The sequence below is a fragment of the Endozoicomonas sp. SCSIO W0465 genome (genome assembly GCF_023716865.1).
Classification (GTDB): domain Bacteria; phylum Pseudomonadota; class Gammaproteobacteria; order Pseudomonadales; family Endozoicomonadaceae; genus Endozoicomonas.
Map to the genome: position 1 here is coordinate 436,418 of NZ_CP092417.1, position 14,607 is coordinate 451,024.

The 14,607-nt window shown below is 49.4% G+C and carries 15 protein-coding genes; 8 read left to right on the top strand and 7 right to left on the bottom strand.

The features are described from left to right. Positions 1 to 47: 47 nt before the first annotated feature. On the bottom strand, positions 48 to 1,103 hold the full coding sequence (locus MJO57_RS01930) for a hypothetical protein (RefSeq protein ID WP_252022503.1): 1,056 nt from the start codon (positions 1,101 to 1,103) through the stop codon (positions 48 to 50). Next, on the bottom strand, positions 1,048 to 1,206 hold the full coding sequence (locus MJO57_RS01935; protein WP_252022504.1) for a hypothetical protein: 159 nt from the start codon (positions 1,204 to 1,206) through the stop codon (positions 1,048 to 1,050). Before MJO57_RS01935 ends, MJO57_RS01930 begins: the two co-directional genes overlap by 56 nt. A gap of 149 nt (positions 1,207 to 1,355) precedes the next feature. Between MJO57_RS01935 and trmL the strand changes: the two genes are divergently transcribed. Then, the gene (gene trmL, locus MJO57_RS01940; protein ID WP_252026906.1) at positions 1,356 to 1,820 is read left to right on the top strand and encodes a tRNA (uridine(34)/cytosine(34)/5-carboxymethylaminomethyluridine(34)-2'-O)-methyltransferase TrmL; all 465 of its coding nucleotides are present in this window, start codon (positions 1,356 to 1,358) and stop codon (positions 1,818 to 1,820) included. Positions 1,821 to 1,913: 93 nt separating this feature from the next. On the opposite strand, the gene secB is transcribed toward trmL, so the two are convergent. Both secB and MJO57_RS01950 read right to left on the bottom strand, forming a co-directional pair. Continuing rightward, positions 1,914 to 2,423, bottom strand: coding sequence for a protein-export chaperone SecB (gene secB, locus MJO57_RS01945; RefSeq protein ID WP_252022506.1), 510 nt, complete (start codon positions 2,421 to 2,423; stop codon positions 1,914 to 1,916). An 87-nt stretch (positions 2,424 to 2,510) separates the two neighbouring features. Beyond that, positions 2,511 to 2,927: a rhodanese-like domain-containing protein gene (locus tag MJO57_RS01950; protein WP_252022510.1), complete on the bottom strand. Its 417-nt coding sequence runs from the start codon at positions 2,925 to 2,927 to the stop codon at positions 2,511 to 2,513. A gap of 456 nt (positions 2,928 to 3,383) precedes the next feature. Here MJO57_RS01950 and gpmM point away from each other — a divergent pair, with 456 nt between their 5' ends. After that, entirely contained in the window at positions 3,384 to 4,916 is a 1,533-nt protein-coding gene (gene gpmM, locus MJO57_RS01955) for a 2,3-bisphosphoglycerate-independent phosphoglycerate mutase (RefSeq protein ID WP_252022512.1), read from the top strand. Between the two features lie 1,087 nt (positions 4,917 to 6,003). Here the strand turns inward: gpmM and MJO57_RS01960 are convergent. After that, a complete protein-coding gene (locus MJO57_RS01960; RefSeq protein WP_252022515.1) occupies positions 6,004 to 6,624 on the bottom strand; it encodes an FKBP-type peptidyl-prolyl cis-trans isomerase in 621 nt (206 codons plus the stop codon). A 39-nt stretch (positions 6,625 to 6,663) separates the two neighbouring features. Beyond that, positions 6,664 to 7,638, bottom strand: coding sequence for a ribonuclease Z (locus MJO57_RS01965; protein WP_252022518.1), 975 nt, complete (start codon positions 7,636 to 7,638; stop codon positions 6,664 to 6,666). A gap of 132 nt (positions 7,639 to 7,770) precedes the next feature. Here MJO57_RS01965 and MJO57_RS01970 point away from each other — a divergent pair, with 132 nt between their 5' ends. From MJO57_RS01970 to MJO57_RS01990, 5 genes are all read left to right on the top strand, one after another. Further along, positions 7,771 to 8,859 (top strand): hypothetical protein, encoded by a 1,089-nt coding sequence (locus MJO57_RS01970; RefSeq protein WP_252022521.1) that lies wholly within the window; start codon positions 7,771 to 7,773, stop codon positions 8,857 to 8,859. Then, entirely contained in the window at positions 8,828 to 9,289 is a 462-nt protein-coding gene (locus MJO57_RS01975) for a hypothetical protein (protein ID WP_252022524.1), read from the top strand. The genes MJO57_RS01970 and MJO57_RS01975 overlap by 32 nt, the downstream gene beginning before the upstream one ends. Then, a complete protein-coding gene (locus tag MJO57_RS01980; protein ID WP_252022527.1) occupies positions 9,256 to 10,371 on the top strand; it encodes a hypothetical protein in 1,116 nt (371 codons plus the stop codon). The genes MJO57_RS01975 and MJO57_RS01980 overlap by 34 nt, the downstream gene beginning before the upstream one ends. 148 nt (positions 10,372 to 10,519) lie before the next feature. Further along, positions 10,520 to 11,689 (top strand): murein hydrolase activator EnvC, encoded by a 1,170-nt coding sequence (locus MJO57_RS01985; protein ID WP_252022529.1) that lies wholly within the window; start codon positions 10,520 to 10,522, stop codon positions 11,687 to 11,689. A 101-nt stretch (positions 11,690 to 11,790) separates the two neighbouring features. Next, positions 11,791 to 13,269 carry a S41 family peptidase gene (locus tag MJO57_RS01990; RefSeq protein ID WP_252022531.1) on the top strand — a complete coding sequence of 493 codons (1,479 nt, stop codon included), beginning with the start codon at positions 11,791 to 11,793 and terminating at the stop codon, positions 13,267 to 13,269. Here the strand turns inward: MJO57_RS01990 and MJO57_RS01995 are convergent. Next, positions 13,241 to 13,834, bottom strand: a complete 594-nt coding sequence (locus MJO57_RS01995) for a hypothetical protein (RefSeq protein WP_252022533.1) — start codon at positions 13,832 to 13,834, stop codon at positions 13,241 to 13,243. The two genes, MJO57_RS01990 and MJO57_RS01995, sit on opposite strands and share 29 nt — an antisense overlap. A gap of 235 nt (positions 13,835 to 14,069) precedes the next feature. On the opposite strand from MJO57_RS01995, the gene MJO57_RS02000 reads away from it, so the two are divergent. After that, positions 14,070 to 14,570 (top strand): formate/nitrite transporter family protein, encoded by a 501-nt coding sequence (locus tag MJO57_RS02000; protein ID WP_252022535.1) that lies wholly within the window; start codon positions 14,070 to 14,072, stop codon positions 14,568 to 14,570. Positions 14,571 to 14,607: the final 37 nt, after the last annotated feature.

The window sequence follows — 14,607 nt, forward strand, 5'->3', positions numbered from 1 at the left end:
GTCAAAAAAAACTCCGGTTTTCACTCTGGGTGGGGTTTAGAATGAATTTATTTTGGAATAACGGTCAGAGTCATTGTATCTGTATAGACACCGGCAGGGAGTGAGTCAGCTTCGGCTTTGTTTATTCGAACTTCCAGCGTCATGTTGGTATCACCAGTGAGATTGTTGCCAAAGGATTCACAATCCCCTCGCCACTGCCCGCTGGATTTTGTGTCTTCCTGCTTGAAGTCAACCAACAATTTCTTATCCGTTCGGCCTATCTTCATCTTGTAAGTAGTGCTTTGACTATTTCCAGCTAACCGAAAGCTGTCACCTGCACTGACGCCTGTACCTTCAGCTTTGATTGCAAATTTCCCACCACCCAGGCGGTACACGCAGAACGGTTGCACTGCAAAATAGTTGCGTCCAGCCACTGAACTGTTTTTGCTCAGAGTCATATCATTCAGACCACTGATCTGTACCAGGTCCGGAATGTTAATTTTAATGGTGATATCAACATCCTTATTGAGGCCGGAATCACCACTGCCGGTATTGGATGACTCGAGGGCCTGATCAATGGTGAAGGTGAGAGTGCCCGAGTGCGTGCCGGAGGTTGTTAGCGTGTTACTGTTGATCAGTGCGTTGAGATCAGCACTGATCAGCAGCTCGAAATCAACACAGCTTTCGCAAAAGTCCGGAGACAGGTTCCTTTGACGGCCTGCCCCACGGAAAGGGCAGTTGGTTGTGCCGCTTTCGCAATCCCGATTATCGGGAAAGGTGATTTCAGAGCCTGTGTGGATCTGCCTCACCGTCACGGTCAGAGGTATTTGCGAGGAGCCCTTTTTATCATTAAGAGTTAAGCCATCACTTTTGAGTGAAAACCGGGTGGCACGATTGCAATAGAAATCACCACAGGAACGAATCTGGAATGGGATGCTTGCTGATAGCAGGCCATTACCTAACCAGGATGCAGAGAAGTCCGAGAGGTTATTGTCTTCTATTCTTGAACCACTTTCACAGAGTGTGAGCCCCACCTTCCCGGTTTGTGGATTTGCACCCGGCTTAGGTTCACAAATCAAAGCCATGACGTTTGTGGAAGATAAAGCCATTAGCATCATCATCATGGCGACAGTCGTTTGCAGGAAATACTTCATTAGATTGATTACACGCTGCTCCGGTTATTTTTATCAATGGCAAGTCAGCCTGCGGATACAGGCCGTTGATCATATACCAACAACCTTAACGCGGTGCGCCTCTGCAGTTCAAGCATTGAGAACGTTGCCCGGGGCTCGACTGCCTATCCAGTCGCTATGGGCAATGCCATTAAGGCGGTAGATGCTCTATTATTGGCGCTCTGTCATCTGTTGGAACTGCCCATGCTTGATGTTGTTCTCTACCAGCCGGAAATCCCTCCCAATACCGGTAATATTATCCGTCTCTGTGCCAATACCGGCTTTCGTCTGCACCTGATTGAACCCCTGGGCTTTGAGCTGGATGATCAACGACTGAAGCGGGCGGGTCTGGATTACCATGAGTTTGCTGAGCTGAAGATTCACCCGGACTATCCGGGTTTTCTGGGAACCGTCAAACCGGGCCGGTTGCTGGCATTGAGCACCAAGGGCACCAGCAATTACAGTTGCTGTGCGTTTCGGGAAGGGGATGCGTTGCTATTTGGCCCGGAAACCCGGGGCCTGCCAGCGGAGATACTGAGTTCTCTGCCTGTCGATCAGGTGCTGAGATTACCCATGCTTCCGGACAGCCGGAGCCTGAACCTGTCCAATACCGTGGCAGTGATGGTTTATGAAGCCTGGCGGCAGATGGGGTTTATTGGTGGGAAGTAGCTTTGAAGTTTGCTTTCCGTTTCCCGCTTCCCGCACAGCACAGGTAATCTGGCTTTTGCTGGAAGCGGGCTGCAGGTAGCGTTTACACAAAAATCAATTAACAGCTTCTGGCTGCTGCTGGGCGGACTGCTGTTCGCGTGCCTGCATATACAGCGCGTCGAAATTCACCGGTGCCAGCATAAGCGGAGGGAAGCTGCCACGCAGTACCAGATTGTCGATGGCTTCGCGGGCGTATGGAAACAGAATGTTCGGGCAGAAGGCACCCAGGGTACGGTGCAGTTCTTCTTCATCCAGACCTTTGGCCAGGAAGACGCCTGCCTGATGTACTTCAGTAACGAAAGCGGTTTCCTTCTTATCTGAAGGGTTGTTTCCGGAACTGTTTTCCACTGTAACCGTCAGGGACAGAACCACTTCGTACAGACCCTCTTCCAGAGGACGGTTACTGGTGCTCAGGTCCAGTTTGACTTCTGGCTGCCACTGCTTCTGAAAGATCTCAGGGGCCTTTGGTGATTCAAAGGAGATATCTTTCATGTAGATTCGCTGCAAGGCAAACTGTGGTGCCTGCTGCTGCTGATGAGAACCCTGCTGCTGATTTTCAGCCATTGTCATTTCCTTACTTTTGATGAGCTAATGATAATCCAAGCGAATAACGCATTTTGGTAACGATCATAAAGATTGTCCAGCCAAGGCCTATTTCTTCACGACGGGCAGGTTGTCAGAGGTCCAGGTAGACATACCGCCCTGGAGTCTGACCACATTGGCAAAGCCTTCGGCTTTCAGGGTTTTGCCAACACTGCCGCTGTGCTGGCCCATGGCATCAACAACAATGATGGTCTTTTCGCGGTATTTTTCCAGTTCACCTGCACGTTCCTTGATTTTGGTATAGGGAACATTGATGGCGTTGACGATATGACCTTTGGAGAAGTCTGCCTTTTCCCGAACGTCGATCACCACGCCCTGATCCTGGTTGACCATCCGGGTCAGCCCGGCGGTGGAGATGCTCTGTCCACCCTTGCGCATTTCAGTAAAAGCCAGTGCGCTGGCCAGCGCCACCAGTGCACCAATGTGCAGGGGGTGGTTAATAATAAACTCGATGAATTGTTCCATGCCGACAAGCTGTCAATCTATAAATTGAAAGGAGGCAAGTATACTGATCCCGCCTCAGGAAAGTAAGGACGAAACCATGGAAAAAAACGAGCAGGCGTTTTGTATACCTGCTTTTATGTCTTGTGCGTTAGTACAATAAACCACCGGCAACTAAAATTGATGGATCAGTACTACCCGTGATATTTGTGCGAAAAGTTTCAGAAAACTGCAGAAACTTCCACGATATATCGCCAGTTGACGGCTTCTGATGTGATAGTTTGCGCTGTTCAATCAGCGCAGGTATTTCACTGGAAACCGGCAGCAAAGCAGGTAGAATGCAAACCATTCCACTCACCATGAGGTTGGTTCAAGAGATCGCTGACGCAGGCTGATAAGACAACAATGCAGCCTTTTACCGGACTCGCTTCCAGACGCAGCCTTTTCTATGGCCATCCGGTTCGCCTAGGTTAAGAACCCATGACTGATAAACGCACACCTACCGCCCTGATTATCCTTGATGGTTACGGCTACCGTGAAGAAAAAGACAGTAACGCCATTCTAGCGGCCAAAACGCCGGTAATGGATCGTCTGTGGCAAGAGAATCCACACAGTTTTGTTTCCGGTTCCGGAATGGACGTTGGCCTGCCGGATGGTCAGATGGGGAACAGTGAAGTTGGCCATATGAATCTGGGGGCCGGTCGCGTGGTTTACCAGGAGCTGACCCGCATTACCAAAGCGATTCAGGACGGTGACTTCTACGAAAACGACGTGATTACCGGTGTTGTGGATAAAGCCATCAACGCTGGCAAAGCCGTTCATATTATGGGGCTGGTTTCACCCGGTGGTGTTCACAGCCATGAGGATCACATTCATGCCATGGTTGAGTTGGCTGCCCGTCGCGGTGCTAAAGCAGTCTATGTGCATGCCTTCCTGGATGGCCGTGATACTCCCCCGCGCAGTGCCGAATCGTCCCTGGAAAAACTCGACGCCCTGTTGCAAGAGAAAGGCATTGGTCGTGTAGCCAGCCTGATCGGCCGTTACTACGCTATGGATCGTGACAATCGCTGGGATCGTGTACAACAGGCTTATGACCTTATCACTGATGGCAAGGCTGAGTTTTCAGCGGCAACCGCTGTAGAGGGTCTGCAGGCTGCTTATGAACGTGATGAAAACGACGAGTTTGTCAAAGCGACCGTTATCGGTACTGAAGCTGCCCACCTGGACGATGGCGATGCGCTGGTATTTATGAACTTTCGTGCCGACCGTGCCCGGGAAATTACCCGTGCGTTTGTTGACCGGGACTTTGATGGCTTCCAACGCAGCCGTGTGGCGGATCTGGCGGGCTTTGTGATGTTGACTCAGTACGCTGCTGACATTCATGCGCCTTGTGCATTTCCACCGAGTGAACTGGTGAATACGCTGGGTGAATACATGGAGAAACTGGGCAAAACCCAACTCCGTATTGCTGAAACCGAGAAGTACGCTCACGTAACTTTCTTCTTCAGCGGCGGCCGTGAAGAGCCATTTGACGGTGAGAAGCGTGTATTGGTGGCGTCTCCGAAGGTAGCAACCTATGATCTGCAGCCAGAGATGAGTGCACCGGAAGTCACCGATCGTCTGGTGCAGGAGATTCGCAGCGGCGAACACGACCTGATCATCTGCAACTACGCCAACTGTGACATGGTTGGTCATACCGGTGACTTCAATGCAGCGGTTAAAGCGGTTGAAGCGGTAGACGCAAGTATTGGCCGTGTTGTGGCAACCCTGGAAGAGGTAGGTGGCCAGTGCCTGATTACTGCTGACCATGGTAATGCCGAGCAGATGGAAGACCCGGCAACCGGACAGGCTCACACTGCCCACACTTGCGAGCTGGTTCCCCTGGTGTATGCCGGTCCTCAGGCTATTCAGCTGAAGGACGGTATCCTGTCTGACCTGGCACCTACCCTCCTGGCACTGATGGGTCTGGAGCAGCCTGCCGAGATGTCTGGAAAGTCGCTACTGGTTAAGTAAGTTCTTTCAGGTCGCTGCCTGTTGCCCACAGCAGAGTATGCACTCCCGCCTTTTTGGGCAGCAGGCGACGGGTAGCGCAGGCAGTTTTTCGGGACAGTTTCCAAGTGCCTTATGGTTCACTCCTGTGGCTGGGAGACGAAGAAAAGTAGCTGCTATGTTGATAATTGTGTCGGAGATGAGGGAGGCTACCCGTGCCAGATTCATTCACCAACTGAGACCGGTGCGATGAAGCCCGCCGAACACTGGGGGATCGGGTTGGTGATGGCGGTAGAGATTTGGATTGTGGTCGTGATTGTGATTGAGTCCCTGACTGGGCAGAGCGGCTTTGTTTGGTATTCAGGTCAGTGATAATGGTATGTATCTCTACATTTTGATCAGGGAGAGATTCTTCTGCCAGCAAAGGGTCATCGACAAAGCTGATTTCGGTAAAGCCCTGCCTGGAAAGCAGATCCTGTGAAAACAATTGTTGTATTTCAGCGTCAGTAACCTGGAATACAGTGGTCTTGGATTTAATCGTTTCAGTAATGTGAACGGGCCTGCCAGTAAATGCGTGCTCTTTGGGTCGAAATGATGATCTGTTGTCATCCCTGTTGTCATCAGAGCGGGATTTGGCCTGATTCACGAAAGTGGTCGGTCGGGTTGGTGTGCACGCCAGGCCATTGGAAGTTTTTGCGGTCTTTGATGAATGGCCTGACCGGGTAGTTGAAAACGGTGTCTGTTGGTCAGGCCTGATAGGCCTTGGCGTTTGTGGAGGCTGGTCAAGCGTCAGATACCCGCCTGCCTGACCATAATAGGAACCTGAACTATTCATCTGTGGCTTACCTTTAAATCTTTTATCGAGTTATTCCGATCTCATATTTCTTACAAAATACCATAATAGATGAACATTTATTTTCAGTTTGATTTTTTAATTCAAAAAGGAAGATTTACTGCCAATGAGTAAGGTTTTTCTTGATGGGGATTAACTACTGAAAAGTGATGAATGATTTTTCTTAATTAATGAGCAATCCAGCAAACTTATCAAAGAGTTCATGAGTTTTTCAAGCCCCTGGTCAGAGAAGACAGAGGTTTGAAAAACTCTGATCAATCAGGAAACAATATCCAGCAGTTCAACTTCAAAAACTAACGTCGTGTATGGACCGATGGCTCCACCGGCTCCACGTTCACCATAAGCCAGTTGATAGGGAACAAACAGCTTCCACTTGGCACCTACGCTCATCATTTGCAGAGCTTCTGTCCAGCCGGCAATAACACCGGATACCGGAAATTCAGCGGGCTCCCCACGTTGAACAGAACTGTCAAAGACGGTTCCATCAATCAGCGTGCCATGATAATGGGTACGGACTGTACTGGCCCGGGTTGGTTTTTCGCCACTGCCTTCAGCCATGACTTCAAATTGCAGACCGGATTCGGTAACCTGAACGCCTTCGCGCTGGGCATTCTCTGCCAGGAACTGCTCACCTTCAGCAGAAAGAACCCGGGCTTTTTCAGCGTCTTCTGCCTGCAGGCGCTTTTGCATCTCAGTAAAGGCAGCGTGCAGGTCTTCATGAGAAACAGCACTTTCAACGCCGTTCAGTGCGTCAGCAAGGCCGGCCAGAACGGCATCAATGGATAAGCCCGCGATTGGGTTGGAGGCCAGCTGGTCACCCATCTGGCGGCCAATACCGTAGCTGACCCGTTCTTCCATGGTTTGGTAGATATCAGACATTAATTATCAACTTCTTTATAAATTAAGTGGCAGAGTATATCACGGTTGGAGAGGAATCAGTTGACCCGATCGGTTCAGTGCCCAAATGCTCAGGTCACTGGCTAAACCCACATTGCCGGAATAATAGTCTTCGGCTTCGGCCTTTATAGCTGAGACACTGTTGGGGCCTGTTGAGGGGAAAGGTTGATAGCGTCCACTGAAGTGAGTAAGGATCAGGTTTGGGATGCCACTGGCTTCCGCTGCCTCAGCAACCATACGGGCGGAGCTGTGCATCCAGACAGGTCCGACTTTTTGCAGGGCCGCATCGGTCAGTGTGGCTTCGTGAACTAACAGATGGCTACCTTGTAGAGCATCAATTAATAGTTCCGGCTGGTCATTATCACCAGCAATAATGGCAATCCGGCTTGCTGGTGGAGGTTGCAGAACCTGTTCAGGGAGAATCTGCCGACCATCCTCAAGCGTCACTGTCTGCCCTTTTTGCAAACGCCCCCAGAGCTCTCCCCTGGGAACGCCCAGAGCATTCAGCTGCGCAATATTTAACTGGGTACTGACGGTTTTTTCCACAAAACGATAGGCGAAGCTCGGAACACGATGAGAGAGCTGGTGAGCCGTGACAGCCACCTGGGAATCCTGATACTTAAAGGCAGGCTGGTCAGTACGAATAAACTCAATACTGAATGGCAGTTCCGAGACACCGGCATAGTGTAATGCTGCCTCAACAAACTGCTGAACGCCATCAGGTGCGCAAATTGTCATGGAGGCCTGCCGCCCCTGCATACTGGCAGAAGAGATCAACCCGGGCAGACCATACATGTGATCACCATGAACATGAGTAATAAAGATGGTTTTGAGATTATTGAGGGTGTAGCGGCAGCGAAGCAGCTGATGTTGCGTTCCCTCACCACAGTCCACAAGATACCACTGCCTGGCATCATCAATGGCCAGTGCCAGCGCCGTGACATTTCTTTCCGTAGTTGGCATTCCTGCTGAAGTTCCCAGAAAAGTCAGTCTCATGAACCCCTGCTTTGATCACAATATGTAGTTATTGTACCAGAATAATGCTTCATACCGTTGATGAAATACTTTTCTTTTTTGTTGTCTATACGGTTTTGCTTTTCAAATAAATTTTCTATCAGGAGTCTATCTATGGCTTTTCCCGGATGTCATTATTGTGATTCAAGATTAACCTCTATGAACCGCAGAGCGGTTGGTATAGAGGTACCGGCTGATGAATCTGCCAGCTTCAATACGTATCGATGTAAAGAGGTGGTGGGTAAGCGTAGAGTTGCTGACTTAACGGATTTTTGGATTACAGGTGATGCTTTGGATTCAGAGAGAGATTGCTATCACCGTTCTGTCCGGGCCATTTCTTCAGAACGTCATTTATACAGGGACCTCACAGATCAGCAAAATTACCGTGGTAGCGAATATACTGCACCACGGTTCAACCGGGCTCACGATCGTTTGTTCGATATCAGCAGCCCGAGGTCAGTGTCATCTTATGCCGAACCGATGTTTGACTCCTTTGCAGAGACAAGATCTCACCAGCATTTCAACCGATATGAAATGCCGGCAGCAAGAGCTGACTTTTTTGGGGATTTTTCCGGAAATAACCGGCTATTTCAAGTTGAGCAAATGTCTCGGCGTAAGATGGACCCGGCTGGAAATGTCTCAGGCGTATACCGAAAGAACAGGAAACAAAAACCCCCCCGGCACTTTACCGATATGCACCGGTTTAATCCCCCGGTATGTGCGACACGGGGTTTTTCTGTTCAAGAGCAGGTAAATGCGCAGCGGGTGAAGGAACTCAGTCGTTATCAGGATCTGATTGAGGAAGTGAAACCATTCTTTCCTGCCGGTACAGTCAATCGGTATATTCAGGACTTTTTGTCTGGCAAAAGAGAAAAGCTGGAGCTGTCCGGCTTGTTTAAATGTGAACTGTCGCCGTATTGGCTGAGAGCAACTGACTCAGCACCTGTTCCATTCTCTTATCAAGGAAAGGCTCCGGGACTATCTCAAGAGCAAAAAGAGCAGCTGAGGACAATCCTGCAAAGCCAGAAACCCTCTGATTTTGGAATTAATGATGGCATATGGAATATGGCGAATGTCAGAGATCTAATCAAGGATCTTTTTCAGATAGATTACCAGAAGTCTTCGATAAGAAATATTATTTACAAAATGAACATGACGTTTGGGTCAATAAATGGCCGTAACAAATCGATTATGGGAAGTTGATGTTTTCAGCTCGGTCAGTGAGGCCCATGATCGTCTGGTTGAACAGGTGATCGAGGTGGATGATGGCTTGATGGACCTCTATCTGGAACAAGGCCAGTCTATTGAGCCTCCCCAGCTTCATGATCCTTTTGAGCAGTGCCTGAGAGAAGGCCATCTGTTGCCGGTGTGTTTTGTTTCCGCCAGAACAGGGGCAGGGGTTGACCAACTTCTGAGAATTATGAGTGAGTTAATGCCCACTCCGGAAGAAGGGAATGCCCCGCAGTTTTGTCACAGAGAGTTGAAGAAGGACGACTCAAAGATGGGAGAACCAGGGGTAGCTGTTTCGGTAACCGCTGATCCCGAAGCCCATACGATAGCCCTGTTTTCAAGGTCGTTACCGATCCTTTTATTGGTCGTATGGGGATATTCAGAATCCACCAGGGCACCGTAAAAACAGGCAGCCAGCTCTTTATTGGTGATGGACGCAAAGCCTTCAGGGTCAATCATCTGCTGAAACTTCAGGGGGAGCAGTCACAGGAAGTCAGCTCTGCAGGCCCGGGGGATATCTGTGCCGTGGCAAAAGTCGATAGTATCCACTTTGATGCCGTGTTACACGACTCCCACGATGAAGACCATTTCTATCTGGAACCACTGACTTTTCCTGAGCCCATGAGCAGTCTGGCCATTGATACTGTCCGTCATGGTGATGAGCAGAAATTGTCGGATGCCTTACACCGGATGACGCTTGAGGATCCCAGCCTGATCGTTGAGCATCGGGAGTCTCAGAATGAAACGGTTATCAGTGGTCTGGGCAGCGCCCATCTACAGATGGTCCTGGAAAAAATGCAGGCTGTATATAACATTGATGTGAATACACGGTTACCCGGAATCCCTTATCGTGAAACGATTCTCACCGCATCAGAAGGTCATCATCGGCATAAGAAACAAAGTGGTGGTTCCGGCCAGTTCGGCGAGGTTTTTCTGCGGATCGAGCCATTACCCCGGGGGGCGGGTTTTGAGTTTACCAGTGAGGTGGTCGGCGGTGTGATACCCAGCCAGTATATCCCGGCCGTAGAAAAAGGTGTGCTTGAGGTGATGGGCGCTGGTGCCATTGCCGGTTACCCGATGCAGGATATTCGGGTCGTTGTTTATGATGGTAAGCATCACAGTGTGGACTCCAAGGAGGTTGCTTTTGTTACTGCCGGGAAGAGAGCATTTCTGGATGCCATCAGCCGGGCAGACGCCGTTCTCCTTGAGCCTTATATGGCCTTGAAAGTGACCGCTCCGGTATGGAGTGTCGGGGACATCACCGGTCACCTGTCCGCTGATCGTGGCGTGATTACTGGTTCAGAATCCAGAGATGGAGATGAAGTCTGTATCGAGGCAGAAGTACCACTGGCCAGTACCATGGAATACAGCAATGCCCTGAAATCCATGACCGCTGGTGAGGGTGAGTTTTCCATGACCTTCCGTCGTTATGAGCAGGTTCCCGCCACTGTTCAGAAAGCTCTGATTGCCGAAGCCTGTGCCTGAACAGTTCCACCCGGTGACACTCAATTATATGAATTGAGTGTCACCTTTTCCGTCGGTATGGTTTCATTTGGTTGGGCACTTATCTATATCTGATCTTTAATTGCAGGCATACTGACAGGGTTTTAGCCAATAACCAAAGACTCCTCCCATGATGTTTTTCAATTTGCTGCGCCCTGAAAGGGGTAAATATAAAAGGATTTTCACAGCACTGTTGTTTGCTGCCTGCTCGATCATTCCCCAGTTGGGTGTAGGTAATGAACAGGCCGCAACTGAGACTGAAATCAAAGCCATTGAAAGTGATATCCAGCATGCAAAAGAGCTATTGGAATCGCTTAATGCTGCACAAACTTCTGCCCGGGAACAGGTTCAGAAGAATGAGAGGGCTATTCAACAACTGAACAGTGATATCAGTACTCTGGAAACTCGTCTCAAGGAGGGGCAGGGCGAAATAAAAAAGCTCCAGAGCCGTCAGCAGGTACTGACGGCAAAGAGTGAACAGCAGAAGGTTCAGGTTGTCCAGAGTCTGCAATCACTTTATAAGAGTCTGGGTGACAACCGCATCAAGTTATTGCTGAACCAGGAAGATCCGGAAACGGTTTCCCGACAACTGGTTTATCTTGACTATTTTCAAAAGGCGCAACTTCAGTCCATTCAGGAGTATGAGAAAACCCTTGTGGAACTGCAATCTGTGGAAAAGACCCGGCAAACCCTCATCACCCGACTTAACCAGGAAAAAACCGTGATTGACCAGAAAAAGCAGTCTCTGGTCAAACAGCAGTCGGAGCGTAAAAAACGATTAAGTGAGTTGGCGAGTCGTTATCGAAAGGGAGGTAAGGAGCTTAAACAGCTGGAACAGGAGCGGGAGAAGCTGGATCAGATGCTGGCCAGCATTATCAGTCGGCAGCTCAGCAACAGTGACTCTTTCAACAGCCGTAAAGGCAAGTTGTTGTGGCCAGTAAAAGGACGAGTCCTGTTTCAGTTCAACGATCAGAATCCGGAAACTCGCATGCGTTGGCAGGGCATGTTCATTGCTACGGCAGCCGGAACGACGGTTAATGCCGTTCATGATGGCCGGGTTCTCTTTGCCGATTGGCTGAGCAGTTATGGCCTTTTGGTGATCGTTGACCATGGCGATGATTTCCTGACGCTTTACGCTCACAACAACTTCATTCTCAGGCAGGAAGGTGATACCGTGCTGGCGGGTGAGCCACTGGCATTAAGTGGTTACAGTGGTGGGCAGCAAAATGAGGGGGTTTATTTTGAAGTACGCCTCAATGGCAAACCCCAGAACCCTTCGCTATGGCTTGGCCGGGAATAGCAAGCACCAGGCAGTATCCCGAATTCAGTGTAGTTTCAATCAGTGATACCGATAAGTAATTCCTATACTTCACTGATTTCAAATAATGCCCGGGAGCATTCATGAATTTGATTTTTAACCTGAACCGGCTTATCAAGGCATCTTTTGTGCGGTCGGCGCTTCTGGTGCTGGCTATCGGTCTGGCATTGAATAGCTGGGCTGATGCCGCTGGTCAGGTACCGCAGACTCCGGAGACTCCTGCCGATGAACATAACCGCCAGTCTCCAGTAGCCCGGGACACAGGGCTTGCTGAACAGCCCAAAGCAAAGCTGCCACTGGATGAACTGCGCGCATTTACTGAAGTGATGGAGCGCATTAAAAAAGCCTATGTTGAGGAAGTGGACGACAGGACGCTGCTTGAAAATGCTATTCAAGGAATGCTCAGTGGCCTTGACCCTCATTCTGCCTATCTGAAACCTGATGATTTCAAGGAACTGGAAGAAAATACGTCTGGAGAATTTGGTGGTCTGGGCATCGAAGTGGGCATGGAAGATGGCTTTATCAAGGTGGTGAGCCCCATTGATGATACACCTGCTGCAAAAGCCGGCATTCAGGCGGGAGATTTGATCATCAAGCTGGATAATGTGTCTGTTAAGGGAATGAGCCTGGGTGAGTCGGTTGATAAAATGCGCGGTAAAGCAGATACCCCGATTAAGTTGACTATTGTCCGCAAGGGCAAGGAGAAACCGCTTGAGATCACTCTAAAGCGTGCGGTTATTAAAGTTCAAAGTGTAAGGGCCAAACATCTTGAGACAGGTTATGGCTATATTCGTGTCAGTCAGTTTCAGGCAGATACCGGCAATGAGCTGGTCGATACATTGAAAAAACTCAGGAAAGAACAGCAAGACGGTAAACTTCACGGACTGGTTCTTGACCTTCGCAATAATCCCGGGGGGGTGCTTCAGGCGGCGGTTGGTGTTACCGATGCCTTTATCAGCGAAGGGTTGATTGTTTATACCGAAGGGAGAATTCCAAACTCTGAGCTGAGGTTTAACGCATCGGCTGATGACCCTTCAAAGGGCGTCCCGCTGGTGGTATTGATCAATGGCGGTTCAGCCTCTGCTTCAGAAATTGTTGCCGGAGCCCTGCAGGATCATAAGCGTGCGGTTCTGATGGGGACCGAGTCTTTTGGCAAGGGGTCTGTACAAACCGTATTGCCCTTGAGTGTTGATTCAGCAAAAGGTTTAAAGTTGACCACTGCCTTGTATTATACGCCCAATGGCCGATCCATCCAGGCCGAAGGTATTAAACCGGATATTGTGGTTCAGCGTGCCAAGGTAACCCCGATTGATGCACCTCAGCAGTATAAGGAAGCTGATTTGCAGCGACATCTCGACAACGGTAATAAAGATGACGTATCGAACATTAAGAAAGCCGGAGCCAGTAAGGCAGAGAAAGAGCTGGCTGAGCTGCTGGCCCAGGATTATCAACTAAATCAGGCGTTAAACGTATTAAAAGGGATGCACATCAACGCAATAACAGCTGGTAAGTCTGAAGAGAAGAAAATCGCTGCTAAAAGCGATAGGAAACGCCCAAACTGATGACCGGTTGCCAGCGAGTAGTTGCCGTATCATCAAAGTCACTTCTGGAAATGGATTTCAAACTATTGACAGCTGGGGTTGCGAGGTTGCTCCCCTCATTGTTTTCATAAACAGCACCAATATCGACCCTAACGCCCAGACGGGCCTGATCGACCATTGTTTTCCAACCTACCCCAAGATAGGTCTTGTTGTTATAGCGTACACTCTGTGAATCTTTAGATGAATGATGAAAGCTGCCAGCAGACATACTGAAGTTGTTATCAAATGGCTGGTAGTCAATGCGCAGGCCTTTGGCGTTATCGGACGGGCTTAGGGATTGGTTACTTAGTTCTATGACAGAAGAGTGGGCCTTATCCCGGGAAGCTACCGCGTGCTGCTCAGTAGCTAGATCGACAGCATCAATAATCTGAACATGGTCATCTGCCTGCGCAGTGCTCAGAACGGTTATTCCCAGGGCAATAATTAGCAGGTGACTATTTATGGCACTTCCCTCCACCCTGATCTCCATTGATATCTGAAGAACTGGAAAACGGTATGCTCTATGCCGGTGAATATTGAACAGCATTTTTTCAAGGCTATTTACCTATCGTCTCTGTATTTATCACAAGAAGCAACTGTTCATTTACGCAAATTCTATCTATTTTTTAATGCACTGCTGATGTTCACTGATTCACTTTCATAAAGTATACGGTTCATGTACTAAGTATTTTTCGCAATACCCGCTGAATTTACCACTCTGATGCCAGATTCTTCTCACTGATAGACTTAGCGCCAACATCGATTGGCTATGGATATCCCCCATGCAAGTTCAAAATATGCCCAACTATGGTGCTGTTCCCCCTGCGGAAATGGCAAAGCTGGCTGAGCAGGCGGCAATAGGCAAAGCAAAAAAACACCCTGAGGTAACTGTGATTCTGGCCATTATGGCTGGTGTCTTTGTTGCCATTGCCGGCATGTTCTATTCCGTGGTGGTGGCCGGTGCCCAGAGCATGCCCTACGGTATGTCCAAACTGGTGGGCGGTATTGCGTTCAGTACCGGCCTGATGCTGGTGGTGCTCTGCGGTGCCGAATTGTTTACCAGCAGTACTCTGCTGTTGATGGGTAAGGCAACGGGTAAACTCAAGTTACGTAACATCGTTAAAAACTGGGGGCTGGTTTATGTGGGTAACTTTATCGGTTCCATTCTCTTTGCCCTGCTGATTATTGGCGGTGGTGTCTGGGAAGGCGGCAATGGTCAGGTAGGACTCTCCTCCATGTATATTGCCAAGGCCAAGCTGGGCTATCCATTCTTCTTAGGGTAGACATTAAGCTCAAAAAAGGTTCGTTTCCGGCGGCAGA